Genomic DNA, 25,283 nt, shown 5'->3' with positions numbered 1-25,283 from the left:
TGTGGACGACGGCGGGGGTTCCGGCGTGACGGGAGGCGTCAGTTGGTCATGTCGCGGCGGCGCAGCCCCACCAGCCCCGCGACCGTCAGGACGGCCGACAGGAGGAGGAGCCACAGGAAGGGCGCCGCCGACAGGCTCTCGCCCGGGAGCTTGGGCAGATGGCTGAAGGGCGAGAGGTTCAGCACGGGCTGGGGCGCGTCGAGCGCCGGGCCGAGCCAGCCGATGGCGACGACCACCCCGACCACGGCCCAGCCGAGGGACGCGGTGTAGTTGGGCAGCAGGCCGAAGAGGAAGACCACCAGGCTGGTGACCACCCACACCGCCGGGACCTGGGCGAGCGTGGCGCCCAGGACACGCGGCAGCTGGCCGCCCAGGTCGTCGGCCGCGGCTCCGTAGACCAGGCCCATCGCCAGCCCGCCGGCGGCGAGGACGGCGACCGGGCCGAGGTAGGCGATGACGAGGTGGCTCGCGGCCCACCGCAGTCGGCTGACGGCGTTGGCCAGCAGCGGTTCCGCGCGCTGGTCGGTCTCCTCGCTGCGCAGTCGCAGCACCGCACCGACGGTCTGGACCGTGAGGACCACGCCGATGACGGTGACCATGGCGGCGAGGAAGGCGTCGTTCAGGTTCTGCGCCCCGCCCATGCGCTCGATGAGGTCGCGGTTCTTCTGGCTGTCCCCGATGAGGTTGTCGGCGCCGTTGGCGGCGCCGCCGAGCCCGGCGGCGGAGAGGGCGATGCCGATGCCCCAGCCCAGCAGGGTGCCGCGCTGGAGGCGCCAGGCCAGGCCGTACGCGCCCTGGAGGGAGCGGCCGGCGGAGGCGGGGCCGGGGCGGGACGCGAAGAAGCCGGCGCCGATGTCGCGGCGGCCCGCGAGGGAGTAGGCGACGGCGCACGAGACGGCCGTGAAGGCGGCCAGCAGCAGCAGCGCCCACCACCGCTCGTTCGCGAACGGCCGGGTGTACTCCGCCCAGCCGATCGGCGAGAGCCACACCAGCACATGGCCGGAGCCCTTCGACCCGTCCTCGGCCGCGTCGCCCAGCAGGCGCAGCATGTACGCGATGCCGACGGCAGCGGCGGCCAGGCCCCTGGCCAGCCGCGCGTTCTCGGTGACCTGGGCGGCGATGGCGGCCAGCCCGCCGAAGGCCAGGCCGGTGAGGCCGACGGACAGGCCGTAGGCGAGCGCGCCACCGCTGCCCTCGCCCGCGAGCGTGGCCGTGATCAGCAGGGTGATGGCGGCGTTGGCGATGCCCATGGTGAGCAGGGCGGAGGTGAGGCCGGCTCGGCGGCCGACCATGCCGGCCGACAGGGCTTCCTGGCGGCCCGACTCCTCCTCCTCGCGGGTGTGCCGGATCACCAGGAGCACACTCATGATTCCGGCGAAGGCGGCGAGGAAGACGCCCACGCGCCAGGCGGCGAGCGCGCCGTACGAGTCGCCGAACGCGACGCCGAGCATCGACCGCATCGAGCCGTTGTTGTTCATGTCGTGCACGACGTTGGCCCGGTCGGCGGCCGTCTCGTACGTGGTCTTCAGCCGGCTGAGGGCGCTGCTGCCGGTCATGCCGATGGCCAGCACCCACACCGGGATCATGACCCGGTCGCGGCGCAGCGCGAGCCGCAGCAGCGTGCCGGTGCCGGCCAGGTCGCGGGAGCCGGCGCGCTCCGGGGTGGTGACGCGGGTGTCCGCTACGGCGGTCATCGGGCGGCCACCTCTGCCTCTTCGCGGATGTCGTCCTGGTAGTGGCGCAGGAACAGCTCCTCGAGGGTGGGCGGGGTGCTGGTCAGGCTGCGCACGCCCGACTCGCTGAGCTGCCGCAGCACGGCGTCCAGCTTGTCGGTCTCGACCTGGAGCTTGACGCGCTTGCCCTGGACGTCGAGGCCGTGGATGCCGGGGAGGCCGGACAGGCCGTTGGGCGGGCCGACCAGCTCGGCGGTGACGGAGGTGCGGGTGAGGTGGCGGAGCTCGGCGAGCGAGCCGGTCTCGACGGTGCGGCCCTTGCGGATGATGCTGACCCGCTCGCACAGCGCCTCGACCTCGCTGAGGATGTGGCTGGACAGCAGCACCGTGCGGCCCCGGTCCCGCTCCTCGATCACGCAGTCGCGGAAGACCTCCTCCATGAGCGGGTCGAGCCCGGACGTCGGCTCGTCCAGGATCAGCACATCGACGTCCGAGGCGAAGGCGGCGACCAGCGCGACCTTCTGCCGGTTGCCCTTGGAGTAGGTGCGTCCCTTTTTGGTGGGGTCGAGCTCGAACCGCTCCAGCAGCTCTGCCCGCCGGTCCTGGTCGAGACCGCCGCGCAGCCGCCCGTACAGGTCGATGACCTCGCCGCCGCTGAGGTTGCGCCACAGGGTGACGTCGCCGGGTACGTACGCGATGCGGCGGTGCAGCTCGACCGCGTCGTGCCAGGGGTCCTTGCCGAGGACCTGGACCGCTCCGCCGTCGGCCCGCAGGAGGCCGAGCAGGACGCGGATGGTGGTGGACTTCCCGGCTCCGTTCGGCCCGAGGAAGCCATGGACTTCGCCTGTCTCGACCTCCAGGTCGAGGCCGTCCAGCGCATGGGTTCGGCCGAATGACTTGTGGAGGCCGGAGGTGGAGATTGCCGTTGTCATGCTTCTGAAGCTACGCTAGTTTCACAAAATTGTGAAGTTAGGGAAGCGTATAAACTGATATTGAACAAGCGGCGGGAGGAGATGATGAGGCGGTGACGGAGGTGACGCGGCAGGAGGGCGCGCACAAGGGCGCGGACGACGATTTCGCGCGCGACGAAGAGGCGGTGGCGCAGTTCGTCGAGCGGTTCGCCGCGGACATGACCGAGTCCGGGATGCAGCGGATGGGCGCCCGGGTCTTCGCCGCGCTTCTTGCCTCCGACTCCGGCAAGCTCTCCGCCGCCGAGATCGCCGAGCGGCTCCAGATCAGCCCGGCCGCCGTCTCCGGCGCCGTCCGCTACCTCGCCCAGGTGAACCTGATCACCCGCGAGCGCGAGCCGGGCTCGCGGCGCGACCAGTACCGCCTGTACAACGAGGTCTGGTACGAGGCCGTGTCCAAGCGCGACCACGTTCTCGAACGCTGGCAGCGCACGATGCAGGACGGCGCGAAGGTTCTCGGCCCGGACACCCCGGCGGGGGCGCGGGCGATCAGGACCGCGGAGTTCTACGAGTTCATGCAGGCGGAGCTGGTCGACATGCTGGCGCGCTGGCGGGCCCGCTTCCACGTGGGGGAGCAGCGGAACAACAGCGCGCCATAAGCCGGACACGCCCTGCTCAGCCCCCTCGGGGGAGCATCAGATGCCAGGCCTCGGTGAGCACCGTCCAGGTGCGGGTGCGCACCGGGCCGCGGGCCAGGGTGTCCGCGCGGTAGCGGAAGTCCGGGCCCGAGACGGTGATCGCCCGGGCCCGCGCGCGGACCGGACCGGCACCGGCGCGCGCGTGGATCACGACCTCGGCCAGGCCGCCGCCCGCGGTGCCCGTGGACACCGAGACCCGCTCGACCGGCCGGTCCAGATCGGCCAGCAGCACGCCGTCCGCCTCCACCCGCAGCCGCTGCGCGGGCGGCCGAACGCGCCGCCGGGAGCCGCCCAGGCCGATGCCGCCGGGCAGCGACAGCAGCGTCAGCGCGGAGCGCGCGGTGCGGGCCGCCGGGGTCCACCACGGCTGATGGCCGCCCGGCGCGCCGTGCCCCAGGTCGCGCCCGGGCCTCTTGCCGTCGGGCCCGTCGCCGTCGAGCCCGCTGTCGCCGTCCGGCGCGCCGTCCTGTGCCTCGTCCTGCGCCTCCCGGTCCTGCGCCTCGTACGCCGCGTCGTACGGGGCGAAGCCGCACCCGCCGACCTCGGCCCCGGCCCCGCTCCCGTACGCGGCGCCGTGCGCGGCGGCGTCCTCGCCGGAGATCCTCAAGCCCCCGAGGACCACCCCGCCGCTCTCGTCGACCAGCAGATCCCGCCGGTGCGCCGAGCCGTCCAGCGCCGTGCGCGCCGCGCTCACCGCGTCCGTGGGCAGCCCCAGGGCGCGGGCCAGCGCCAGCGTCGCCGAGCCGCCCACCGGCACCATCGACAGCGCCGCGTCCGCCAGCTGCCGCTTGCGGTGCAGCAGCTCCACCGTCCGCAGCAGGGCCCGGTGGTCACCGACGACCACGGGGCGGCGGCTGCCACGGCGGGCGAGCGCCCGCTCGACCTCGTCGGGCCCGTCCGGCAGGCAGATTTTCGCTGCCGCGCCCGCACACAACACATCTTTCGCGATCCGCACCGACTCCCCGTCCGTTCGCCGGGCGGTGGGGTCGATGAGCACGAGCAGGGGGCGGCCCCGGACGGCGTCCGGGGGAATCTGCCAGGGATCTGGAGCCGACACCTCGGTCCTTCCTCAGGTAATCTCTCGGTGCAAGAGCCCCTGTCGCTGTTGCGCCAGGGGCTTCGTCTATCCGGGGCACCGGTCCGACGGCTCTTGTGGTTGCGCGAGCCACCACGCACGTTGGACATGCCCCGCCCGGAAGGGGTGTACGCCTGTGCCCGCACTTGTGCTGCTCGGTGCTCAGTGGGGTGATGAAGGCAAGGGAAAGGCCACCGACCTGCTCGGCGGCTCGGTGGACTATGTGGTGCGTTACCAGGGCGGCAACAACGCCGGCCACACGGTCGTCGTCGGCGACCAGAAGTACGCGCTGCACCTCCTCCCTTCCGGAATCCTCTCCCCGGGATGCACCCCGGTCATCGGCAACGGCGTCGTCGTGGACCCGGCGGTCCTGCTCTCCGAGCTGAGCGGGTTGAACGCGCGCGGAATCGACACGTCCAAGCTGCTGATCAGTGGTAACGCGCATCTGATCACTCCGTATCACACCACCCTCGACAAGGTGTCGGAACGCTTCCTCGGAAAGCGCAAGATCGGCACCACCGGCCGCGGCATCGGCCCGGCGTACGCCGACAAGATCAACCGGGTCGGCATCCGGGTGCAGGACATCTTCGATGAGTCGATCCTGCGGCAGAAGGTCGAGGCGGCCCTCGACCTCAAGAACCAGCTCCTGGCCAAGCTCTACAACCGGCGCGCCATCGCCGTCGAGCAGGTCGTCGAGGAGCTGCTGGGCTACGCCGACCAGCTCCGCGGCTTTGTCGCGGACACCACGCTGATCCTCAACGACGCCATCGACGACGGCCAGGTCGTCCTCTTCGAGGGCGGCCAGGGCACGCTGCTCGACGTCGACCACGGCACGTATCCCTTCGTCACCTCCTCGAACCCCACCGCGGGCGGTGCCTGCACGGGGACCGGCGTCGGCCCGACGAAGATCAACCGCGTGATCGGGATCCTGAAGGCGTACACCACGCGCGTCGGCGCGGGCCCCTTCCCGACCGAGCTCTTCGACGAGGACGGCGACAAGCTGCGCACGATCGGCGGCGAGCGGGGCGTGACGACCGGCCGTGACCGGCGCTGCGGCTGGTTCGACGCGGTCATCGCGCGCTACGCGACCCGGGTCAACGGCCTGACCGACTTCTTCCTCACCAAGCTGGACGTGCTGACCGGCTGGGAGCGGATCCCGGTGTGCGTCGCGTACGAGATCGACGGCAAGCGGGTCGACGAGCTGCCGTACAGCCAGACCGACTTCCACCACGCGAAGCCGATCTACGAGACGCTGCCGGGGTGGTCGGAGGACATCACCCAGGCGAAGACCTTCGACCAGCTGCCGAAGAACGCGCAGAAGTACGTTCAGGCGCTGGAGGAGATGTCGGGCGCGCCGATCTCGGCGATCGGCGTCGGTCCGGGCCGTGACGAGACGATCCAGATCAACTCGTTCCTCTGACCGTCCGGGTTGCTTCATCCCCTACCCACCCCTTCCCACAACCGGGGCTCCGCCCCGGACCCCGGGAGGTCCGGGGGCCCAGAGCCCCCGGACCTGAGCCCGCGCCGCGGGGCTTTGCCCCGGACCCTGGGGCCGAGGGCGCAAGTCCCAGCCTGAGCCAGCCGCCGCGGGGGGCTTTGCCCCCGGACCCAGGGTCCGAGACGGAGCGCCTGCGCCCGCGAGCCTGGCGCACCGGCGGGCGGCGCGGCTGCGCGGCGCCTCGCCCGGCCGTTGCGGCCGGGCTCCTGCCCGCCCGCACGGCGGGGGAGCGGCGGGGGCTTTGCCTCGGACCTCGGACTCAAGGTCCGGGGAGGGGTGCCCCTGCGGGGGTGCTGCACGGCGGTGCTGTGGGAAGGGGCCGGTAGCCCCGGGGGCGCCGCAGGCTTCGCCGCGCGGCCGGGGGCGCCGCGCATGCCGGGGGCTGGGGCGGAGCCCCAGTTGAGGGAAGGGGCGGGGAGGGGAAACAATCCTCCGGACGCCACTCAGCGCATCGCGGGAGGGCCGAAGCCCCCTCCCTCCGGCTGCCAGCGCTGCGGCTGTTGCATCTTCGTGACGCGGGCCACCACCATCAGCGCGAGCACAGCCGCGGGTACGGAGACCACATCGTCGATGATGCCCAGGCCGGCGGACACCATCTGCCGCTCGGTCGAACCGGCCAGGCCCTCCGCCGCCTCGTGGACGACGGTGCTGAAGCACATCGTCACGAACAGTGCCCACCACCAGCTCAGCACCGCGCGGGAGGCGGGCCGGGTGTTGGGGGGCGTGCTGGAGGTCCAGATGTCGTTGGCGATCTGCTTGGGGATCCACAGCTGGGCGACCGGGAGGAACCACGAGCCGGCCGCGAGGCCGCTGCCGTACCGCTGACGGCCGGGCGCGAGGAACGTGGCGTTGAGGTACACGCGCCGGAACCACACCGGGAACAGCACGATGAGCGTGATCCCCAGCACCCCGGTGAAGATCTCGAGGAGGTCCAGGGCGTTCCTGGCCTCGTCGATATCGGCCCTGGTGTCGACGCCGTTCAGAGAGTCGTCGTACGCGCCGAACAGCGTGCCGTTCAGGCCCAGATGGGCGATGGACAGCAGCGCGAAGGCGCCGAGCAGCCACTTCATGGTCGTGCTCAGGCCGCGCGAGGTGCGCAGCGACCGGGCGGGCGGGGTGCCGATGCGGCCCGGGAACTGGTGGTGGGCGTTCGGCCAGGGCTGTCCGGCCGCGCCGGCCATCGGGTAACCGGGGTGGGCGGCGGGCGGGGTGAAGGCGCCGGGTGGTGTCCCGGGCGCTCCGGGCGCGGGGGGCGTGGCGTAGCCGGCGTGGCCGCCGGGGGTGTGCGGCGCGACGGCCCCCATGCCGCCCGTCCGCAGGTTGGCGGTGTCCGAGTCGGCTTCGGAGTCGGAGTCTGCCTCCATCTCCAGCAGCAGTAGCGCGTCCCGCCCGAGCTTGGCGAGCAGCTCGCCCGGCAGCCAGGGGCCGGTGGCCGCCTGCCCGGCCGGTTCGGTGCGCGCGAGCACGTCGTCGATCGAGAACCGGGCGTCCGGGTCCTTGTGCAGACAGCCGACGACCAGCTCGTGCAGTCCCTCGGGCAGCCCCTGGAGGTCGGGCTCCTCCTGGGCTATTCGGTACAGCAGGGCGTGCACCCCGCTGGTCACATTGCCGAACGGCTGACGGCCGGTGGCGGCGAAGGCCACCACCGAGCCGAGGCAGAAGACATCGCTCGCGGTGGTCACGGCCTCGCCGCGCACCTGCTCGGGCGACATGAAGCCGGGGGAGCCGACGACCGCGCCCGCCACCGTCAGGTTGGTGCCCACGCCGGAGATGGTCTCCAGGGCCCGCGCGATGCCGAAGTCGATGACGCGCGGCCCGTCGATGGTGATGAGGATGTTGGACGGCTTGAGATCCCGGTGGATCAGCCCGGCCCCGTGGATGTCGCGGAGCGCGAGGGCCAGCCCGCGGGCGAGGGTCTGTACGGACTGCTCGGGCAGCGCGCCGAACTGCTCGGCGACGACGTCGTGCAGGGACGGACCGCCGATGTAACCGGTGGCCACCCAGGGCACCTGGGCCTCGGTGTCGGCGTCCAGTACGGGGGCGGTCCACTGTCCGCCGACCCGTCTCGCGGCCGCGACCTCACGGCGGAAGCGGCTGCGGAAGTCCGTGTGTCGGGCGAGTTCGGCCTTCACCAGCTTCACGGCGACGGTGCGGCCGCGGGAGGAGTGGGCCAGGTAGACCCGGCCCATCCCGCCCTCGCCCAGCCTGCCGAGCAGCCGGTACTCGCCTATCCACCGCGGGTCCTGGGCCCCGAGGTTGTCCATTGCCGTAGGGCTCCTGTCCGTGTGCGTTCAGCCGACGACCGGCCATCGGCTGACGGGCGATCAGCCTACGCGAGTGAACGTCTGCGTCTGAGTCTCGTCGCTGTAGTCGTTCGGATCGTCGTAGTCCACACGGAGTTTGTCAGAACCGTCGGCGGTAAAGCTGAGCATCTCGCTCGAAGGGCAGGAGCCCGCCGGGGTCTCGTCGACGACCTCGCCGGGGCTCAGGACCAGTCCCTTGTCGACCGAGACCAGAATCCGCCTGGTCTCGCACTGGTACCTCTCGCTCTCCCCGAGGTCCTTGGTGACCACCGTGCCGATCGCGCCCTGCTTGATGGTGATCTTCAAGGTGGCGCCGGACACCCCGAACGCGTCCTTGGCCAGCCAGGTGCCCAGGTACTTGTCGGGGATGGGGCTGCCACCGGACTTCGAGGGGCGCAGCGTGGCGGACGAGGAGCCGTCCGAGTTGTTCCAGGCGATGGAGCCGTCGTTGCCCAGCTTCAGGGTCTGTTCCCCGATGGCGCTGCAATTGTCCGAGGGGATACTGGTGTTCACCTCCTCGTCCTCGATGACCAGAAGGCTCTTGACGTCCTTGAGGGTCGCCTTGCTCGAGCAGAAGGAGTCGGAGGCGGCGGTGAAGGACTCGATGGTCTTCGAGCCGATCGCGCCCTGGGAGATGACGATGCGGCGGATCTTCCCGGTGGCCGTGTCACCGTCCATGATCTGGCCTTCCCAGGCGCCCAGGTAGTCGTCGGGGACGTCGCCGCCGTTGTTCAGGCCCGTCGAGGACGGCTCGGGGGAGGACGAGTCGTCCTCGGACGGCGATGTCGGCGGCGTGGTCTTGGAGTTGGCCGGGGGCGTGTGGGTCATCTTGCTGTAGTCCGGCTTGTCCTTCTTGCCGTCGTCGTTGAAGGCGACGTAGGCGAAGGCGGCCGCGCCCGCGATGATCAGGGTCGCGGCGGCTGCGGAGGCGATGATGACCGGCTTGCGCCTGTTGCGCTTCGCGGGCGGGGGTGTGGGTGTGGGCGCGGGGGCGGGCGCGAACGGCCCGCCGGGACCGCCGGGACCTTGGGGTCCGCCGGGGCCGCCCAGGCCCATGGCGCCGAGGCCCGCGGGGGGCGTGTTGGGCGTGGCGTCGAAGGAGGTGACCTCCGGCGGCCCGAATCCCTCCGGCGGCCCGAATCCCTGCGGCGGCGTGGGTGCCGGTGCCGCGCCCGGTGCCGCGCCCGGACCCGCGGTCTGCGCCGGCTCGGCGGGCGCGGCCGGTTCGGGGGCCTGCGGCGCGGCGGCGTTCTCCGTCCGCGGCTCGGGCACCGGGCTCGCGGCGGGCGCCTCGGCCCGCGGCGGGACGGCGGGCGGCTGACCCGGCTGAGGCGTCTGCGGGGCGGCGGGCATCGCGGGGGGAACAGCCGGAGGGGTGGCCGGAGGGGTGGTCGGGGGCGTGGCGGGGGCCGCGGGCGGGGCCGTCTGCGCCGGCGCGCCGGCCGGCGACGGGTTGGTCGGCGGCGGGGGCGTCGGCGGCTCCGCGGGCGCCAGCGGGAACGACGTGGCGGACAGCGACGCCGTGGGCGGCGCGGCCGGGGGAGCCGGGACCGTCGGCTTGGCCGGCGGGAAGGCGGGCGGGCCGGCCGGCGGTATGGTCGGCGGCGCGGGCACGCCGGGCGACAGCGGCGAGGCGGGGGTCTCCGCATCCAGCAGCTGTACGGCATGGCGCCCGAGCTGGGCGACGAGGCTGCCCGGCAGCCAGGGCTCGTCGGCGCCGTCGGCCCCCTCGGGCTCGGCCGTGCGCTCCAGCAGCTGCTCCAGGGTCGGCCGGGCGGCCGGGTCCTTGCGCAGACAGTCGGAGACCAGCTCCCGCAGCCCATCGGGCAGCCCCTGAAGATCGGGCTCCTCCTGCGCGATGCGGTACATCACCGCGTGCACCCCGCTGTCGGTGGTGCCGAAGGGCTGGCGGCCGATGGCCGCGAACGCGAGCACCGACCCGAGGCAGAACACATCGCTGGCCGGGCTGACCCGCTCGCCGCGCACCTGCTCGGGCGACATGAAGCCGGGGGAGCCGACCACGGCGCCGCTGCGGGTGAGGAGACCGTCGGTGATGGTCTCCAGGGCCCGAGCGATGCCGAAGTCGATGACGCGGGGCCCGTCGATCGTGATCATGACGTTGGAGGGCTTCAGATCGCGGTGGATCAGGTTCGCGCCGTGGATGGACTGGAGCGCGCGGGTCAGGCCGTTGCCCAGGATGCGCACCGACCGCTCGGGCAGAGGGCCCGACTCGGTCACGATCGCGTGCAGGGAGGGCCCTGCGATATAGCCCGTGGCGACCCAAGGGGTGGCGGCCTCGGTGTCCGCGTCGAGCACCGGTGCGGTCCACTCGCCGCCCACCCGCTGCGCGGCCCGCACCTCCTGCTTGAAGCGGCGCCGGAATTCGGCCTGCTGCGCGAGTTCGGTCTGTACGAGTTTGACCGCTACCGTACGGCCGCGCGGAGAGTGGGCCAGGAACACCCGTCCCATGCCGCCCGCTCCCAGCCGGCGGATCAGTCGGTACTCGCCGATCCAACGAGGGTCGTCGGCCCCCAGGTCTTCCATGCCTCGCTGTCCTTCCCCTGATCCCCTGATCAGCCCCTTGCCAGAGAATAGAGGGGGCTGAGAGCGAAGTGGACGACGCATACGATCCGTTATCGGTTCCGTATCTGACCGTGCCGATTCCGCACGGTTCGCACGGCCTCTCGGCGGCCGTCGGCGGGGCGCCCGCGGCGCGTCCGCCCCGGCCGTGAACCCCCCTCCCCCGCCCGGCCGTTCGCACAGCGGTCCGGCGCGACCCCGGTGGCCTGGAACGATCCCTCGAACGGCCGCGGCCTTCGGCGGGGACCGAGCTCCGTCACTCTGTCCATTCTGTCGATGGTTCGGGCCCCGCGCCCGACAGCCTGTCGGTGCCGCGCCCCGGTCACCGGTCCGTACCCTGGGCTCCACCGACCCGCGAGCGATCAGAGGTAGCGAACGTGTCCGCACAGCCCGCGCACTCCGCGCCGACCCCCAGCCCGACGCCCGACCCCGCCGCCGGTGCCGCCGTCAAGGCGGTGGACCGGGCCCATGTCTTCCACTCGTGGTCCGCGCAGGGGCTCATCGACCCCCTCGCCGTCGCGGGCGCCTCGGGCTCGTACTTCTGGGACTACGACGGCAACCGCTACCTCGACTTCTCCTGCCAGCTGGTCAACACCAACATCGGCCACCAGCACCCCAAGGTCGTCGCCGCCATCCAGGAGCAGGCCGCGCGGCTGTGCACCATCGCGCCGGGCTTCGCCGTGGACGTACGGTCCGAGGCGGCGCGGCTGGTGGCCGAGCGCACGCCCGGCGACCTGGACAAGATCTTCTTCACCAACGGTGGCGCCGAGGCCGTCGAGAACGCCGTGCGCATGGCGCGGCTGCACACCGGCCGCACCAAGGTGCTGTCCACCTACCGCTCGTACCACGGCGCCACCGCCGCCGCGATCAACCTGACCGGCGACCCGCGCCGCTGGGCCTCCGACACCGCCTCGGCCGGCGTCGTCCACTTCTGGGGGCCGTTCCTCTACCGCTCGCCCTTCCACTCCACCGACGAGCGGCAGGAGTGCGAGCGCGCGCTCGCGCACCTGGAGGAGACCATCGCCTTCGAGGGCCCGCAGTCCATCGCCGCGATCATCCTGGAGACCGTCCCCGGCACCGCCGGGATCATGGTGCCGCCGCCCGGCTATCTGGCCGGGGTCCGCGAGATCTGCGACCGCTACGGCATCGTCTTCATCCTCGACGAGGTCATGGCGGGCTTCGGGCGCACCGGACGCTGGTTCGCCGCCGACCACTTCGGCGTCACCCCGGACCTGCTGACCTTCGCCAAGGGCGTCAACTCCGGCTATGTCCCGCTCGGCGGCGTCGCGATCAGCGCCGAGATCGCCGCGGACTTCGACCAGCGCCCCTACCCCGGCGGACTGACCTACTCCGGCCACCCGCTCGCCTGCGCCTCCGCCGTCGCCACGATCAACGCGATGGCCGAGGAGGGCATCGTGGAGAACGCCGCCGAGATCGGGGAGAAGGTCATCGGCCCGGGGCTGCGCGAGATCGCCGAGCGCCACCCCAGCGTGGGCGAGGTCCGCGGCCTGGGCGTGTTCTGGGCGCTGGAGCTCGTCAAGAACCAGGAGACCCGCGAGCCCCTGGTCCCGTACAACGCGAGCGGCCCGGCCAATCAGCCGATGGCCGACTTCGCGGCGGCCTGCAAGCGCGGCGGTCTGTGGCCGTTCGTGAACATGAACCGCACGCATGTCGTCCCGCCGTGCACCGTCACCGAGGCCGAGGCCAAGGAGGGGCTGGCGATCCTGGACGAGGCGCTGTCCGCGGCCGACGCCCACACCGACGCCTGACCCCGGCCCGCGCGTCCGCGCACCGCGCGTCGGCGCCGCCCTGAGCCCGCAGGCTCAGGAAGAGATCAAATAACCGTGTAGACCACTTCACCCGGGTCCTCTCCGCGCACTTCGCGCAACGGCCCTCGCATATCGTGATGCGAGGGCCGTCCGCATCCGTACGACACGACGGCCGCGGAAGGAGACGGTCCTTGATGTCCGTGCCCGGTGCCAGCCCGGTCAAGCGCAACACCCTGCGGCAGCAGATCGCCGAGGCGCTGTGTGACGAGGTGCTCGCGGGCAGGCTCCCGGCCGGGCGGCAGTTCACGGTCAAGGAGATGGCCGACCAGTACGGGGTCTCCGCCACTCCGGTCCGTGAGGCCCTGCTCGACCTGTGCTCGCAGGGGCTGCTGGACGTCGAGGAGCATCGCGGCTTCAGGGTCCACGAGTTCACGTTCCAGGACTTCCGGCACATGGTCGACGCCCGCAACATGGTCGTCGAGGGACTTTTCCGGCACGCCGTCGAGGAGACCCTGCGCACCATGACCCCGCAGGCCCTGGCCTCGGTGCGGCGCCGGGCCGAGGAGGCCGAGCGCGCCGCGCGCTCCGGCGACCTGGACATACTCATCGGCTACGACCTGCGCTTCTGGCGCGAGATCTGCGGGCTCGTCGGCAACCCCTACATACTCGACTTCCTCCAGCGGCTGCGGGTGCAGACCTGGGTGTTCACGGTGCCGTATCTGCGGCGCGTGCCGGATCTGCGCGGGGAGCTGTGGGCGGGGCACTGCGAGCTCACGGCGGCCGTCACGCGCGGCGACGCCGAGATCTCCGAGCGTCTGATAGCCGCGTACAACGCGCACTTCCTCGCCCTCATCGAGCGGTTGGTCAACGGCCGCGAGAAGGAGTGACCGCTCGCCCCCTCATGAAGGTGTGACGCGGAACACACAACCTGCCGGGGGTCCGGCGTGGTCACCGTCATGTGCTGCACACTTCGCCAAGTCCTCTCGTGGCCCGCGGGCCCGCGTCCGGCACCGTCGAGCTGACGGTCGTCGTCCCCGCGTACAACGAGGAGGACCGGCTGCCCGGGACCCTCGACGCGATCTGCCGCTATCTGCGCTCCTCGCCCGGCCGCCATGCCGAGTGGGAGCTGATCGTCGTCGACGACGGGTCGACCGACGCCACCGCGGCCGTCGTCCGCGACGCGGCCGAGACCGAGCCGCGCATCCGGCTGCTCGCGCCGCCCGCCGCCCCATCCCCCACCTCCGGTTCCTTCGCGCGCAACCACGGCAAGGGCCACGCGCTGCGCCTGGGCGTGCTCGCCTCGCGCGGGCGCCGGGTGCTGCTCACCGACGCCGATCTCGCCACCCCGATCGAGGAGTTGGCGCAGCTCCACGACCGGCTCGACGCGGGCTTCGCCGCGGCGATCGGCTCCCGCGCCCACCCCGACGCGCTGATCGAGGTGGACCAGCACCCGCTGCGCCGGCTGCTCGGCCGGGCGGGCAACCGGCTCATACGGGCGGTGGCCCTGCCCGGCTTCGGCGACACCCAGTGCGGCTTCAAGCTCTTCGACGGCGACCGGGCGCGCGCGGCCTTCGGGCGGTCGCGGCTCGACGGGTGGGGCATCGACGTGGAGATCCTGCGCGCCTTCCGCCGCGCGGACTGGGCGGTCGCCGAGGTGCCGGTGCGCTGGGCGCACCAGGCAGGCTCCAAGATCCGCCCGCTGGACTACGCGCGGGTGCTCATGGACCTGCTGCGCCTGTGGCGGCGGGGCCTGGGGGAGCGGATACGCCCCGGCGACCGGGCCGTCCTCCTCGCCTATCTGGCGCTGTCGTTGCTGCTCTACAAGGCGCTGTGGGTGGACGTCGGCCACCGCTACCTCGTGGACAGCGGGCAGGACCAGAACCAGTGGGAGTGGTTCTTCGCGGTCACCGCCGACAACCTCTTCGGGGGGTCCGGGTCCGGCGACCCGTTCTTCACCGAGCTCCAGAACGCCCCGCTCGGGGTGAACCTCATGGCCAACACCGCCATGCTCGGGCTGTCCGTCCCGCTCGCGCCCGTCACCGTGCTCCTCGGCCCCGGGATGACCTGGGCGCTGGTGCTGACCGGCGGGCTGGCCGGGACCGCGGGCGCCTGGTACTGGCTGCTGCGCAAGCGGTTCGTACGCGCCCGCCGGGCCGCCGCGCTCGGCGGTGCCCTGTGCGCCTTCGCCCCGCCGATGATCTCCCACGCCAACGCGCACCCCAACTTCGCGGTGCTGTTCATGATGCCGCTGATCATCGACCGGCTGCTGCGGCTGGGCGAGGGCACCCGTGTCAGGCGCGACGGCGTGGTCCTCGGCCTCTTCCTCACCTACCAGGTCTTCCTCGGCGAGGAGGCGCTGCTGCTCGCCGCGCTGGGCCTCGTCCTCTTCGCGATCGGCTACGCGGCCGCCCGCCCGCGCGTGGCGCGCGCCGCGCTGCGCCCGCTGGCCCGGGGGCTGGCCTTCGCGCTCGCGGTGTGCCTGCCGCTGGTCGCGTATCCGCTGCTGTGGCAGTTCTTCGGCGACCAGAGCTACCACAGCGTGCTGCACGGCCCGGCCGGCAACTCACCGCGCGCGTTCACGGAGTTCGCGGGCCGCTCGCTGGCCGGGGAGGAGGCCACCGCCGACGCGCTCGCCATGAACCGCACCGAGCAGAACGCCTTCTTCGGCTGGCCCCTGCTCCTGCTGGCCGTCGGCACGGTGGTGTGGCTGTGGCGGGACGCGCGGGTGCGGGCGCTCGGCTGGGTGGTCCTCGGGGCCTCGGTGCTCTCGCTCGGGCGCACGATCCCCGTGCCCTGGACGGGGATCGTGCTGCCGGGCCCGTGGCGGGTGTTCGCCGGCCTGCCGCTGTTCGAGTCGGTCATCGAGTCGAGGGTGGCGATGGCGGCGGTGCCCGCGCTGGGCATCCTGGTGGCGCTGGCCTGCGACCGGCTGTACGCGGAGGGGCGCCGCGCGGAGGGACGTCGCCCCGAGGGGGGTGAACAGCTCTGGTCGCAGCGCATCACGGGGGCAGGGGCCACCGGGCCCCGCATCACCTGGCTCCGAACGACCGCCTCGCAAACCGTCGGGTCCCTGACCACCTGGCTCGGAACCACCAGGCCCCAGCTCACCGGGCCCCAACTCACCTGGTTCCGAACCGCCGGGCTCCGGATCGCCGGGTGGGCAGCCGTCGCGGCCGCCCTGCTGCCCATCGCGCCCACCCCGTTCACCACCGACGACCGCACCCCCGTCCCGTCCTTCGTCGCCGACGGCACCTGGCGCGCCCATGTCCCCGAGGGCCACACGCTCGTCCCCGTGCCGCTGCCCAGCCCCGGAAACGCCGAGCCATTGCACTGGCAGACCGTTGCCAAGTTGGGCTTCCCGATCCCCGGCGGCTACTTCAACGGCCCCTACGGCCCCGACCGGACCGGCATCTACGGCCCGGAGCTCCGCTACACCTCCGCCCTCTTCGAAGAGGTCCGCCGCACCGGGAAGGTCCCGGACATCGGCCGCAAGCAGCGCCGCGCCTTCCGCGCGGACCTCGACTTCTGGCGGGCGGGCGCCGTGGTGCTGGCCCCGCAGCCGGGGGACGAGGCGCTGCGTGCCACCCTGGAGCGCCTGCTCGGGTGGCGGGGCGAGTGGATCGGGGGCCTGTGGGTGTGGGAGGTGCACGGAGAGGCATGAGGGGGAGGGCGGGGCACGGGGCTGCCGGTACGGCCGAGGACTGGACGAAGGACCGGGCCGACGACCGGGCCGAGGCCGAGCGGGCGTACACCGCGTACGTCTCCGCGCGGCTGCCCGCGCTGCGCCGCCTCGCGCATCTGCTCTGCAAGGACCCGCACCGCGCCGACGACGTGGTCCAGGCGGCGCTGACCAAGCTGTACGTCCACTGGCACCGCGCCCGCGCCGCGGACGACCTGGACCGCTATGTGCACACCATCCTCGTCCGGTGCTTCCTGAACGAACAGCGCCTGGGCTGGGCCCGGTTCGTCCGGCTCTCCGGCGCCCCGCACGACACGCCGGGGCTGCCGCCCGTCGAGGGGGTCCCGGACATCGAGACGCGCACCGTCGTGCACACCGCGCTCTCCCGCATCCCGGCGCGGCAGCGCGCCGTACTGGTGCTGCGCTTCCTGTGCGATCTGCCGGTGGCCGAGGTGGCCGCGGTCCTCGGCTGTTCGGAGGGGAATGTGAAGAGCCAGACCGCGCGGGGCCTCGCCCGGCTGCGCGGCCAACTCGGCGACCGGCCGCTGACGTCGGGGCCGTCGGGGACCTCGGGGACATCCGTGGGCAAGCCCGTGGGGAAGGAGTAGCCGCCATGCGGGACGACGACGAACTGGCACGGGAGGCGGTGCGGCTGCTCGCCCCGCTGCGCGGGCTCGAACCGGGCCCCGAGGCGCCGGGCGTGGACATGGCGCGGGCGGTGCGCAGAGGCAGGCGCCGGGCGCGGGCGCGCCGGGCGGCGCTGCCCGTGGCCGCGGGGCTGGTCGTCGCGCTGGTGGCGGTGGCGCTCGCCTTGGTCGTACGGATCCTGCCCGGCGGCCGCGACGCGCCGCCCGCGGGCCCGGGCCCGGTCCGCCCCGTGTCGTCGACGAGCGCGGATCGGACCGTGACCGAGACCGCGACCGCGTCGCCCTCGGAGTCCTCGTCCGGGCCGTCCGAAACATTCGAGACGACCGGACCGGCGGAACCGTCGGGGTCGACCGACTCGCCGTCGACGCCGCCGCCGAGCACAACGGGGGCCGAGCCGACGGGCACGGTCACGGTCACGTCGCCGGCGAGCCCGTCCTCGCCGACGCCACCCGAGACGACTCCAGTGACGACCCCAGAGACCACAGCCCCCTGACGTACGGGACTCTTCGCGCGGCGTACGGGGAGCATTACGCTGGGCCGACCATCGACCGTACGGATACGAGAGTGAGATCGCGTGGCATGTGACCTCTGGCTGGTCCCCCTCGTCGATGTGCTGTGCCACAGCCCCGACAACCCCTTCGCGGAGGAGATCGCGGCATACGACAAGGCGCTCGGTGAAGCCGGACTGCCGCCCGTGCCCGTCTTCGGCTATATGCCGGGCCTGTCCGGGGACGTCGCCCCGGTCGCGGCCTTCGACTACGACGCGCTGCACTTGCTGCGCCGCGCCTATCTGCTCCAGGTCTGCGGGCTGGCCGTCTCGCCGGTGGGCGAACTCGGCGGGGACTACGAGCAGTTGCTGGAGATGTTCGAGCCCACGGCCCAGCAGTCGCACCTGGTGTGGCACTACGACCACGCCGGCACCTACGTCCCCGTCGACTTCGAACGCCCGCTGTCCAATGACGAACTCCTCGAAGGCGGCGGCCCCCTGGGGTCGAGCCACGGCCTGCTGAAAGAGCTGGAGGCGGTCGCCCCGGCCCTCGGCATCGACCCCAACAACCCACCCGCCGCCCCGGCGCCCCCGGCCCGCCCCACCACCCTGGAGGAACCGGCGGAATCCATTCCGTACGAGGACGGCCCCTTCGCCCGTGAGCGCCATGTCTGGCTGGGCCTGCACGCGGCGGCCACGCGCAGCCTCGGCCAGGGCTCGATGATCGTCTTCAGCTGAGATCCGGCCCATCACGTGGGTGTGGCGCACGTCACATCCATGTGATGGGTCCGGCCGTCACATCTCCTGAACCGCGTCCGTCAGTGCTGTGTAAGCGTCGACACGGCAAGGAGAACACCATGGACGCCCGTCTGAACTTCTACGGCAACCCCGTCGCGGCCAAGTTCGCGAAGTACATCAACTCCGCGGGCAAGGCCGTCAGCGACTCGACGCTGCCGGCCGCGACGCAGGAGCTGGTGAAGATCCGCGCCAGTCAGATCAACGGCTGCGGCTTCTGCACCGACATGCACAGTAAAGACGCCGCGCACGCCGGGGAGACCTCGGTGCGTCTCAACCTGATCGCGGCCTGGCGGGAGGCCAAGGTCTTCACCGAGGCCGAGCGGGCCGCCCTGGAGCTGACCGAACAGGGCACCCGCATCGCCGACGCCGCCGGCGGTGTCACCGACGAGGCCTGGGCGAACGCCGCCAAGCACTACGACGAGGACCAGCTGGCCGCCCTCGTCTCCCTCATCGCTCTCATCAACGCCTACAACCGGATGAACGTGATCATCCAGCAGCCCGCCGGCGACTACCAGCCGGGCCAGTTCGGCTGACGGGCGCGGGCACGATTTATTCGATCGCCCCGCCCTCGCGCCTCCCGTTAGGTTGGCGCGATGGCCGAGCTGCGTACCGATCGTCTTGTGCTCCGCGGGTGGCGGGACTCCGACCTCGAACCGTGGGCGGCGATGAACGCCGATCCCGAGGTCCGTGAGTACTTCCCGGAGGTGCTCACGCGGGAGCGGAGCGAGGCGTCGGTGGCCGGGTTCCAGGCCGACCTCGACCAGCGGGGCTGGGGATGGTGGGCGGTGGAGGTACGGGCCACCGGCGAGTTCATCGGGTTCACCGGGCTGGATCCGGTGGACGAGGACACGCCGTTCACCGGAGTGGAGGTCGGCTGGCGCCTGGCCCGTCCGCACTGGGGCCACGGCTATGCCACCGAGGCCGCGCTGGCGGCGCTGGACCACGGCTTCACCACCCTCGACCTCGCCGAGATCCTCGCGATAACGACGGCCACCAACCTCCGCTCGCAGGCCGTGATGCGCCGTATCGGCATGACCCGCGACCCCGCCGATGACTTCGACGACCTGACCGTGCCCGAAGGGCCGCTGCGTCGGAATGTCGTGTATCGGCTTCGGGCAAAGGACCGCCAGTAGGCTTTGTCCGAGGGGGATGCTTCATGAGGCTATGGGTGACGTTGCCGCCGGAGCCGGGGGAGCGGGTGCTCTGCGTGAAGACCGGCGCGGTGCTCATTCCGGGGACCGGACTCGCGCTGATCGGCGGTCTGCTCGTCCTCACCAACCGCCGCCTCTACCACGGCCCGCTGAACACCAAGCTCGCGGGCCAGCTGCTCAGCACGGTGGCCGGTTCGGCGGCCCCGTCGGGCGTCGACAGGGCGATCGACCTGATCGTCGGCTGGTCGAACAAGGCGCGGGCCGTGCGGCTCGAGGACATCACGTCGGTCGGGGCGGCCGGCCGGACGGTGCTCCATATCACTACGCGGGACGGCGAGCGCCGGCGCTTCGGCATCGCCGCCGGCTGGCGGACGCCGGTGTGGTCGCGGCACAACATCGCGCACCGCGACGAGATGGTGGCGGCGGTCCAGTGGGCGATCCAGCAGGCGGCGCGCGGTTGAGCGTCAGCGCGCTGGTGCACGCGGAGCTGGAGCGCCACGACTGGGCGGCGCTGAGCTGCGGCTGCGGTGAGTCCGCGGAACATGTGCCGTTGATGTTCGAGGCGATCCTCACCGCCGGGACACCGCGGGACATGATCGGGTACACCCTCGACAACCACCTCGAGATCGGCACCAACCTCTTCGAGACGGCCGTGCCCGCCGTCGGCGTGATCCTCGCCGCGCTGGCGGGGGACCCCTCCCCGCCGGCCCGACGCCACCTCCTGGACACGCTGTGCCACCTGGTCAGCGGTGACTCCCACGCCACCGAGCAGGCGGCGGGACGGACGGAACTCGGCGACGAGTGCCGCCGCAAGGCCCGCGAGGGCTACTGGCCGATCGTGCGGACGGGACTCACGGGCGGCGCGGACGACGCCGAGACGGCGGCGGACATCTGCGAGTTGATCGACCTGGACGAGGAACGGTCCGGCTACTACCAGGCTCTGCTGCGCGAGCGCATGAGCGCGAAGACCAAGCGCCGCCCGAGAGGTTGAGGGCGGGGCGCAGGCCTCAGCGGGGCGGCTCCGGCGGGCGCTGGCGCGGCATGTTGGGCCGGGTGGCAGGGGGCATCGGGAAGCGGTTCGCGGGGGATCCGCCGTCCGGGCGGGAGCCCTGGGCCACCAGCGCCTGGGTGAACAGCGGCGCCGAGCCGGAGCCGAAGTCCACCATCCAGCCGGCGGTCTCGGTCCGTACGAGCTCCGACACGTCCTCGCAGAAGCGGCGCAGCACGGCGAGGCAGCGCTCCACGGCCTCGGCCGCGGTGCCCTCGGTCGGGCCGAGCACCTCGCGCACGCTCTCCGACGCCCAGTCGAACTGAAGCGCCTCCAGCCGCCGCTGTACGGCCTGCGCCGTCGCCACGTCCCGCATCCATCCCGACGTCAGCCCGAAGAATCGGTCGCACCCCACACACGAGGCGGCGACCAGCAGCATCAGACAGCCCCACCCGGCCCCGCCGCCCAGCACCCCGTTCAGATCCAGCAGCGGCAGTATGGCCCCCACGACCCCCGTGACCGCCGCCCCTACCCGCAGCGCCCGCGCGATCCGCCGCTTCCATACGCGTTCGGTGAGATACCACCGCGCGACCTGCAACGCGCCTTCCTCGACCCACCGGTAGAGCTCGTCGAGACGCTCGGCGGGCTCCCCCCAGTCGCCCTGTGGGAAGGGCCGGCCGAGCAGGTCCCCCTGCTTGTTCGCCTCTTCCTGTCGAGGAAGCCCCTCGGGCTGCATCTCCGGCTGACTCACCCGTGGCACTCCCTCTGCGCTGAGGTACTCGCTACGCCTCCCTTGGCGCGCGGCTGATGCGGAACCACCTTACCTACCGCCGAACGGCTGGCCACGCGGCCGGGTTCGCGGGATAACCGCCCGTACGAGGGGCGTGATTCGGTATAGGAGCGTCCGCCCCCTCACCCGAAAGAGTGCCGGGGCCGACCCGGCGACGGTCTCACCCCAGCGACCGGTCGGCGACGTACGACACATGCTCCTCGAACCGCTTCCGCGCATCCGGGGTCAGGCTCGCCAGCGCGACCATGGCGGTCAGGATGACGTCGCACAACTCCCGCTCCACGTCGGCCCACGTGTGGCTGGCGCCCTTGCGGGGGTTGCCGCCCATGACGCCGTGCACCGCCTCGGCGACCTCCCCCGCCTCCTCGCTGATCTTGAGCACCCGCAGCAGCCGCGCGACCTCCGGCGATGCCGCGGCGCTCTCCGCGTCCAGCCATGCGACGAGCCGGCGGACGGTGTCCCAGGTCTCTTCCATGACCGGCGAACGTACCTGTCGCGACCGTCATCCGGCCAAGGTGAGCACCACTTCGTCGATCTCCTCGCCCCGTGCGTTCGCGAAACCGCGCTCCCTGCCGGTCACCACGAATCCGCACTTCTCCAGCACCCGGATGGAGCCTCCGTTGTCCGCTGCCGCCCGCGCGTGCAGCGGACGCTCCGGTACGGCGCCGAGCAGCTCCCGCAGCGCGGCGGTGGCCGCCCCACGGCCCCAGTACTCCCGCCCGATCCAGTACGTGACCTCGCGCTCCTCGGACGGACCGAACACCGCGGCGTGCCCGACGATCTCACCGCTTCCGCCGACCACGGTGCGGAGGGTGACCGCCGGGTCCTGGCTGTTCCGCGCCCAGTGGGCGTCGAAAGCGGCGCGGTCGGAGGGGGCCTCGGCGGTGAACGCCGCCATCTTGATCCCCTCAGGCTCGTTCATCTGAGCCCAGAAGACGGACAGGTCGTCGTCTCTCACCTCGCGAAGCGTGACGTCCATCGGCGGGATCAGCCCCGCCCGGCTTCGCCGGCCACCCGCTCCAGACGGTCCCGGTACTCCGCCCACCACGACGCGTCGACCGACGGCATGTTGCTGCTGGCGCTCCGCATCCCGACGGCCCCGTCGATGAGCTCCCGGAGGATGTCGGCGTGACCGGCGTGCCGCTGGAGGTCGCTCGTCACATGCAGCACGATCTGGTGCAGCGTGACCTCCCTGCGCCCCTCCAGCCACCACGACACATGACCGGCCGCGTCGAGCGGCAGCGCCTCGATCGTCTCGTCCGCGTGCTTCCACGCGCGGTGGTACAGCCCGACGATGTCCTCCCGCGACTCGTCGGCGGCCGCCCACATGTCCGCGTTGGGCTCGGCGTCGTCCGCCAGCCAGGGCAGCGGCTCCTCGGACGGCCGCCCGAACACCTCGCCGAAGTACGTCAGCTCCACACAGGCGGCGTGCTTGACCAGCCCCAACAGGTTGGTGCCGGTCGGCGTCAGGGGGCGGCGGACGTCGTACTCCGAGAGCCCGTCGAGCTTCCACAGCAGGGCTTCGCGGGCGGAGCGCAGGTAGTGGTGCAGATTCGCTTTGAAGTTCGCTTCCGGCATGCGGGGAAGTTTCGCAGACTGCACTGACAGCGCCGTGGGCTCGCCGGTCGAGCCGCTGTCGGCCGGCAGCCGGATGGTGGTCGGGGCCCGGCTCTCTGCCATCCGCGCTCAGCTATGCGCGTCAGGGCCGGGGCAGCGACAGGTTGGGCATCTGCGGGTGTCGTAGGTGCTGTCCGTCGGGGTGGACGTGCAGGGTGAACGTCGTGGGGTCGGGACGGCCGGCCGCGTCGTACGCGGTGATGATCTTCTCGATCCGTTCCCACAACCGGACCGGGCCGCCTTCGCGAACCTGCCACCCGTCCTCGCCTGGAGTCAGGGTGGCGGCCGAGCGGGAGACGACGTCGACCAGGTGCATCACCTCGCCGACCTGTGTCATCTGGGCGCCCGGCACCGAGCACTGGGCAAGGAACCGCAGCTGGAAAGCCGACTCCGTGGCGGCGGTGATCCGCTCCGGACCGTGTTCCGCCCGGCGGGCGGCGGCAGGGAGGTCGGCGGCCCAATGGGCGGGGTTGCCGAACGCCGGCGCCGCGTGGGTGCGGGCGGACATGAAGGAGATCGTGCCGGGGAGCAGTCGGCCCTCGGCGGTGCCGTCGCCGTCGACCGTGAGCAGGACGCGGGCGTAACCGTGGAGCCAGCCGCTCAGAGTGAGCAGGATCTTCCCGCCCGGCCGGGTCTGGGCCGGGAGCGCGGGCGGGACGGCTCGGAAGGAGCATGCGGCCACGATCCGGTCGACCGGCGCCTCGGGCCAGTACCCGTACAGCCCGTCCGCCACGGCCAGGGTGGGGGTATAGCCGCACTCGTACAGCGCCCTGGCGGCCTGGTCCAGGCGGTGGCCGTCCACCTCAATGGAAGTGACCGCGGCGGAGCCGAGGCGTTCGCAGGCCAGCGCGGTGGAGTACCCGGTGCCGGTGCCGATCTCCAGCACGGTGTGCCCCTCGGCGATGTCCGCGTCCGCCCACATCCGCACCACCAGGGACGGCAGTGTTGAGGAGGACGTTGGTGCCCCGCCGTGCCGTACGGCGACGTTTTTCCAGTCGGGCTCGTCGCCGTCGAACTGCGTGATCAACGTTTCGTCCGAGTAGGCCGCGGCCAGCCACCGGCGGTGGTCGAGATCGGCGGTGACTGGTTCCCACACCGTCAGCCCATTGTTGTCGCGGGCCTTTGCGGGCAGGTAGAAGCCGGGCACGAACCGGTGTCGGGGCACCGTCTCCACCGCCGCCTGCCAGCTGGAATCGGCGAGGACGCCGGCCTCGGCCAGAGCCTTGGCCATCGCTTCGCGGAGGCGGGCCGCGTCGCTTTCAACGTCGGCGGGCGTCGTCACGGGGCACCGCCTCCTTCCTGCTCAGGATGTCGGCAAACGCCTGAGTGATCTGGTCGGCGTCCGGGAGCCATCCCCACTGGCCGTTCGGATTGCACTCGATGAAGGTCCAGTGTCCGGGCTCGTCACCGTCGCCGGTGAGGGCGAAGTCGAAGCAGCCGAACACGAGGTCGAAGGCCGCCAGGTAGCTTTGCAGCGCGGCCTCGATCGGGGCGGGTACCGCGATGGGCGCGTGGATCAGCTGGTCCCAGTCGCCACGGCGCCAGTCCAGCGCGCCGTCCGGGGCGGCGATCCGTTGGGCGAACACGCGGCGGCCGACCACGCTCACCCGTACATCCCCGGTTTTGGGCACCTCGGCCTGGAACAGGTGGGCCGTCACTGCCAGCGAGTCGTCGAAGATCTTCGGGTCGACGCGCTGGGCCCAGATCGCGCCGGTGTGCCCGTCCTCGCTCCGGGGCAGGCCACGGAAGGTCTTGTAGATGATCCGCCTGTGCTCGGCGGCGAACTTCCGTGCCTGCTCGACATCGTTGGTGACCAGTGTGGGCGGGATGGTGAGCTTGAGCTGGGCGGCGGTCTGGAGCTGGGCGGGCTTGAAGTCCGCGCGAGTGACCGCAGCCGGGTGGTTGACGTACAGGGCGCCCTTCAGGTGGTTCAGGATGCCGCCGAGCCCATGCCGCGCCTCGGCGGCCGCGAAGTCACGCTGCTGCTGTGGGAGGTGGCCGAACCGGACGGGATACGGGGTGGGGCGGCGGTGGTACACCGCCGTCACCTCCCCCAGCTCCACCTCACGGCCGCCCGCACGCAACCGCCCGCCCCAGAGGGTTGACCCGGCGCCGATACGGGCCTCGAAGGTCAGGCGGCCGCCGATGTCGGCGGGGTCGACGCGGGCGACGGGCACCTGCCGCTCGTTCAGCGCGGTAATGACCCGGTCGGCGGTGACGTCCTCCAGCGCCGTGACGACCAGGACGAGGGGAGCCGCCACCGGTCAGTCCGACTCGTAGTCGGTGGTGTTGTCGTCCTGGGTCTGCGGCTGCGGCGTCTGCCCGTCGCCGCCACCGGACATCGACGCGGTGCCGGTGGTCTTGGAGGTGCCGTGCCTGCCCATCTCCACCACCTGCCCGGCGGCGTCGGTGTAGATCGCGGTCTGCGTGACCTGGTCGAGCGTCACGGCAGCGTACGACGGCGGGCCGACCGGCAGCCGGTCGGTGACCAGGCGCATCGCCCACGGTGCCTCAAGCGTCTCCATGTGAGATCCCTTCCTTGCCTGAAGCGGGCAGCCGGGCGGCTCCCGCCTGAACGGATGCCGGTAGCGTAGGTGTTGCTGACCGCGATGAATGCGCCA

24 protein-coding genes are annotated in these 25,283 nt (G+C 72.3%); 12 read left to right on the top strand and 12 right to left on the bottom strand.

The window, feature by feature from the left end; translation table 11 throughout:
• Positions 1 to 38: 38 nt before the first annotated feature.
• Positions 39 to 1,694 carry an ABC transporter permease gene (locus ABTY62_RS44495; RefSeq protein WP_352135092.1) on the bottom strand — a complete coding sequence of 552 codons (1,656 nt, stop codon included), beginning with the start codon at positions 1,692 to 1,694 and terminating at the stop codon, positions 39 to 41.
• Entirely contained in the window at positions 1,691 to 2,605 is a 915-nt protein-coding gene (locus ABTY62_RS44490) for an ABC transporter ATP-binding protein (protein ID WP_352135091.1), read from the bottom strand. Before ABTY62_RS44490 ends, ABTY62_RS44495 begins: the two co-directional genes overlap by 4 nt.
• Before the next feature lie 101 nt (positions 2,606 to 2,706).
• Here ABTY62_RS44490 and ABTY62_RS44485 point away from each other — a divergent pair, with 101 nt between their 5' ends.
• A complete protein-coding gene (locus ABTY62_RS44485) occupies positions 2,707 to 3,240 on the top strand; it encodes a GbsR/MarR family transcriptional regulator (RefSeq protein ID WP_502997645.1) in 534 nt (177 codons plus the stop codon).
• Positions 3,241 to 3,256: 16 nt separating this feature from the next.
• On the opposite strand, the gene ABTY62_RS44480 is transcribed toward ABTY62_RS44485, so the two are convergent.
• Entirely contained in the window at positions 3,257 to 4,336 is a 1,080-nt protein-coding gene (locus tag ABTY62_RS44480; protein ID WP_352135090.1) for a hypothetical protein, read from the bottom strand.
• Between the two features lie 154 nt (positions 4,337 to 4,490).
• Here ABTY62_RS44480 and ABTY62_RS44475 point away from each other — a divergent pair, with 154 nt between their 5' ends.
• Positions 4,491 to 5,774, top strand: coding sequence for an adenylosuccinate synthase (locus ABTY62_RS44475; RefSeq protein ID WP_311729140.1), 1,284 nt, complete (start codon positions 4,491 to 4,493; stop codon positions 5,772 to 5,774).
• A gap of 521 nt (positions 5,775 to 6,295) precedes the next feature.
• On the opposite strand, the gene ABTY62_RS44470 is transcribed toward ABTY62_RS44475, so the two are convergent.
• On the bottom strand, positions 6,296 to 8,116 hold the full coding sequence (locus ABTY62_RS44470) for a protein kinase domain-containing protein (protein WP_352135089.1): 1,821 nt from the start codon (positions 8,114 to 8,116) through the stop codon (positions 6,296 to 6,298).
• Between the two features lie 60 nt (positions 8,117 to 8,176).
• Complete coding sequence (locus ABTY62_RS44465; protein ID WP_352135088.1) at positions 8,177 to 10,699, bottom strand: serine/threonine protein kinase; 2,523 nt, start codon at positions 10,697 to 10,699, stop codon at positions 8,177 to 8,179.
• 413 nt (positions 10,700 to 11,112) lie between these two features.
• Here ABTY62_RS44465 and ABTY62_RS44460 point away from each other — a divergent pair, with 413 nt between their 5' ends.
• From ABTY62_RS44460 to ABTY62_RS44415, 10 genes are all read left to right on the top strand, one after another.
• A complete protein-coding gene (locus ABTY62_RS44460) occupies positions 11,113 to 12,504 on the top strand; it encodes an aspartate aminotransferase family protein (RefSeq protein WP_352135087.1) in 1,392 nt (463 codons plus the stop codon).
• Positions 12,505 to 12,698: 194 nt separating this feature from the next.
• Positions 12,699 to 13,391: a GntR family transcriptional regulator gene (locus ABTY62_RS44455; protein ID WP_352135086.1), complete on the top strand. Its 693-nt coding sequence runs from the start codon at positions 12,699 to 12,701 to the stop codon at positions 13,389 to 13,391.
• Between the two features lie 98 nt (positions 13,392 to 13,489).
• Positions 13,490 to 16,165, top strand: a complete 2,676-nt coding sequence (locus tag ABTY62_RS44450; RefSeq protein WP_352135085.1) for a dolichyl-phosphate beta-glucosyltransferase — start codon at positions 13,490 to 13,492, stop codon at positions 16,163 to 16,165.
• Positions 16,162 to 16,791 (top strand): SigE family RNA polymerase sigma factor, encoded by a 630-nt coding sequence (locus ABTY62_RS44445; protein ID WP_352135084.1) that lies wholly within the window; start codon positions 16,162 to 16,164, stop codon positions 16,789 to 16,791. The genes ABTY62_RS44450 and ABTY62_RS44445 overlap by 4 nt, the downstream gene beginning before the upstream one ends.
• 5 nt (positions 16,792 to 16,796) lie before the next feature.
• A complete protein-coding gene (locus ABTY62_RS44440; protein WP_352135083.1) occupies positions 16,797 to 17,324 on the top strand; it encodes a hypothetical protein in 528 nt (175 codons plus the stop codon).
• Between the two features lie 81 nt (positions 17,325 to 17,405).
• Complete coding sequence (locus ABTY62_RS44435; protein ID WP_352135082.1) at positions 17,406 to 18,056, top strand: putative DNA-mimic protein; 651 nt, start codon at positions 17,406 to 17,408, stop codon at positions 18,054 to 18,056.
• A 119-nt stretch (positions 18,057 to 18,175) separates the two neighbouring features.
• Entirely contained in the window at positions 18,176 to 18,649 is a 474-nt protein-coding gene (locus ABTY62_RS44430; protein WP_352135081.1) for a carboxymuconolactone decarboxylase family protein, read from the top strand.
• 60 nt (positions 18,650 to 18,709) lie between these two features.
• On the top strand, positions 18,710 to 19,249 hold the full coding sequence (locus ABTY62_RS44425) for a GNAT family N-acetyltransferase (RefSeq protein ID WP_352135080.1): 540 nt from the start codon (positions 18,710 to 18,712) through the stop codon (positions 19,247 to 19,249).
• 35 nt (positions 19,250 to 19,284) lie between these two features.
• Positions 19,285 to 19,728: a hypothetical protein gene (locus ABTY62_RS44420; RefSeq protein WP_352135079.1), complete on the top strand. Its 444-nt coding sequence runs from the start codon at positions 19,285 to 19,287 to the stop codon at positions 19,726 to 19,728.
• A complete protein-coding gene (locus ABTY62_RS44415; RefSeq protein ID WP_352135078.1) occupies positions 19,698 to 20,258 on the top strand; it encodes a hypothetical protein in 561 nt (186 codons plus the stop codon). The genes ABTY62_RS44420 and ABTY62_RS44415 overlap by 31 nt, the downstream gene beginning before the upstream one ends.
• A 16-nt stretch (positions 20,259 to 20,274) precedes the next feature.
• Here the strand turns inward: ABTY62_RS44415 and ABTY62_RS44410 are convergent, their stop codons facing one another.
• The 7 genes from ABTY62_RS44410 to ABTY62_RS44380 form a co-directional block, all read right to left on the bottom strand.
• Positions 20,275 to 21,006 (bottom strand): SLATT domain-containing protein, encoded by a 732-nt coding sequence (locus ABTY62_RS44410; RefSeq protein ID WP_352135077.1) that lies wholly within the window; start codon positions 21,004 to 21,006, stop codon positions 20,275 to 20,277.
• 199 nt (positions 21,007 to 21,205) lie between these two features.
• The gene (locus ABTY62_RS44405) at positions 21,206 to 21,520 is read right to left on the bottom strand and encodes a MazG-like family protein (protein ID WP_352135076.1); all 315 of its coding nucleotides are present in this window, start codon (positions 21,518 to 21,520) and stop codon (positions 21,206 to 21,208) included.
• Between the two features lie 27 nt (positions 21,521 to 21,547).
• Complete coding sequence (locus tag ABTY62_RS44400) at positions 21,548 to 22,024, bottom strand: GNAT family N-acetyltransferase (protein ID WP_352135075.1); 477 nt, start codon at positions 22,022 to 22,024, stop codon at positions 21,548 to 21,550.
• An 8-nt stretch (positions 22,025 to 22,032) separates the two neighbouring features.
• Positions 22,033 to 22,623 (bottom strand): DinB family protein, encoded by a 591-nt coding sequence (locus tag ABTY62_RS44395; RefSeq protein ID WP_352135074.1) that lies wholly within the window; start codon positions 22,621 to 22,623, stop codon positions 22,033 to 22,035.
• A 121-nt stretch (positions 22,624 to 22,744) separates the two neighbouring features.
• Entirely contained in the window at positions 22,745 to 23,944 is a 1,200-nt protein-coding gene (gene tgmC / locus ABTY62_RS44390; protein WP_352135073.1) for an ATP-grasp peptide maturase system methyltransferase, read from the bottom strand.
• Positions 23,922 to 24,923 (bottom strand): ATP-grasp ribosomal peptide maturase, encoded by a 1,002-nt coding sequence (gene tgmB, locus ABTY62_RS44385; protein ID WP_352135072.1) that lies wholly within the window; start codon positions 24,921 to 24,923, stop codon positions 23,922 to 23,924. Before tgmB ends, tgmC begins: the two co-directional genes overlap by 23 nt.
• Before the next feature lie 3 nt (positions 24,924 to 24,926).
• Positions 24,927 to 25,160, bottom strand: a complete 234-nt coding sequence (locus ABTY62_RS44380; RefSeq protein ID WP_502997644.1) for a putative ATP-grasp-modified RiPP — start codon at positions 25,158 to 25,160, stop codon at positions 24,927 to 24,929.
• Between the last annotated feature and the right edge of the window lie 123 nt (positions 25,161 to 25,283).

Origin of the sequence: Streptomyces sp. NPDC097640 (genome assembly GCF_040302705.1) — a bacterium.
Taxonomy (GTDB): domain Bacteria; phylum Actinomycetota; class Actinomycetes; order Streptomycetales; family Streptomycetaceae; genus Streptomyces.
Note: the sequence above shows the minus strand (reverse complement) of the source record. Positions and strands in the feature narration are given on the sequence as shown.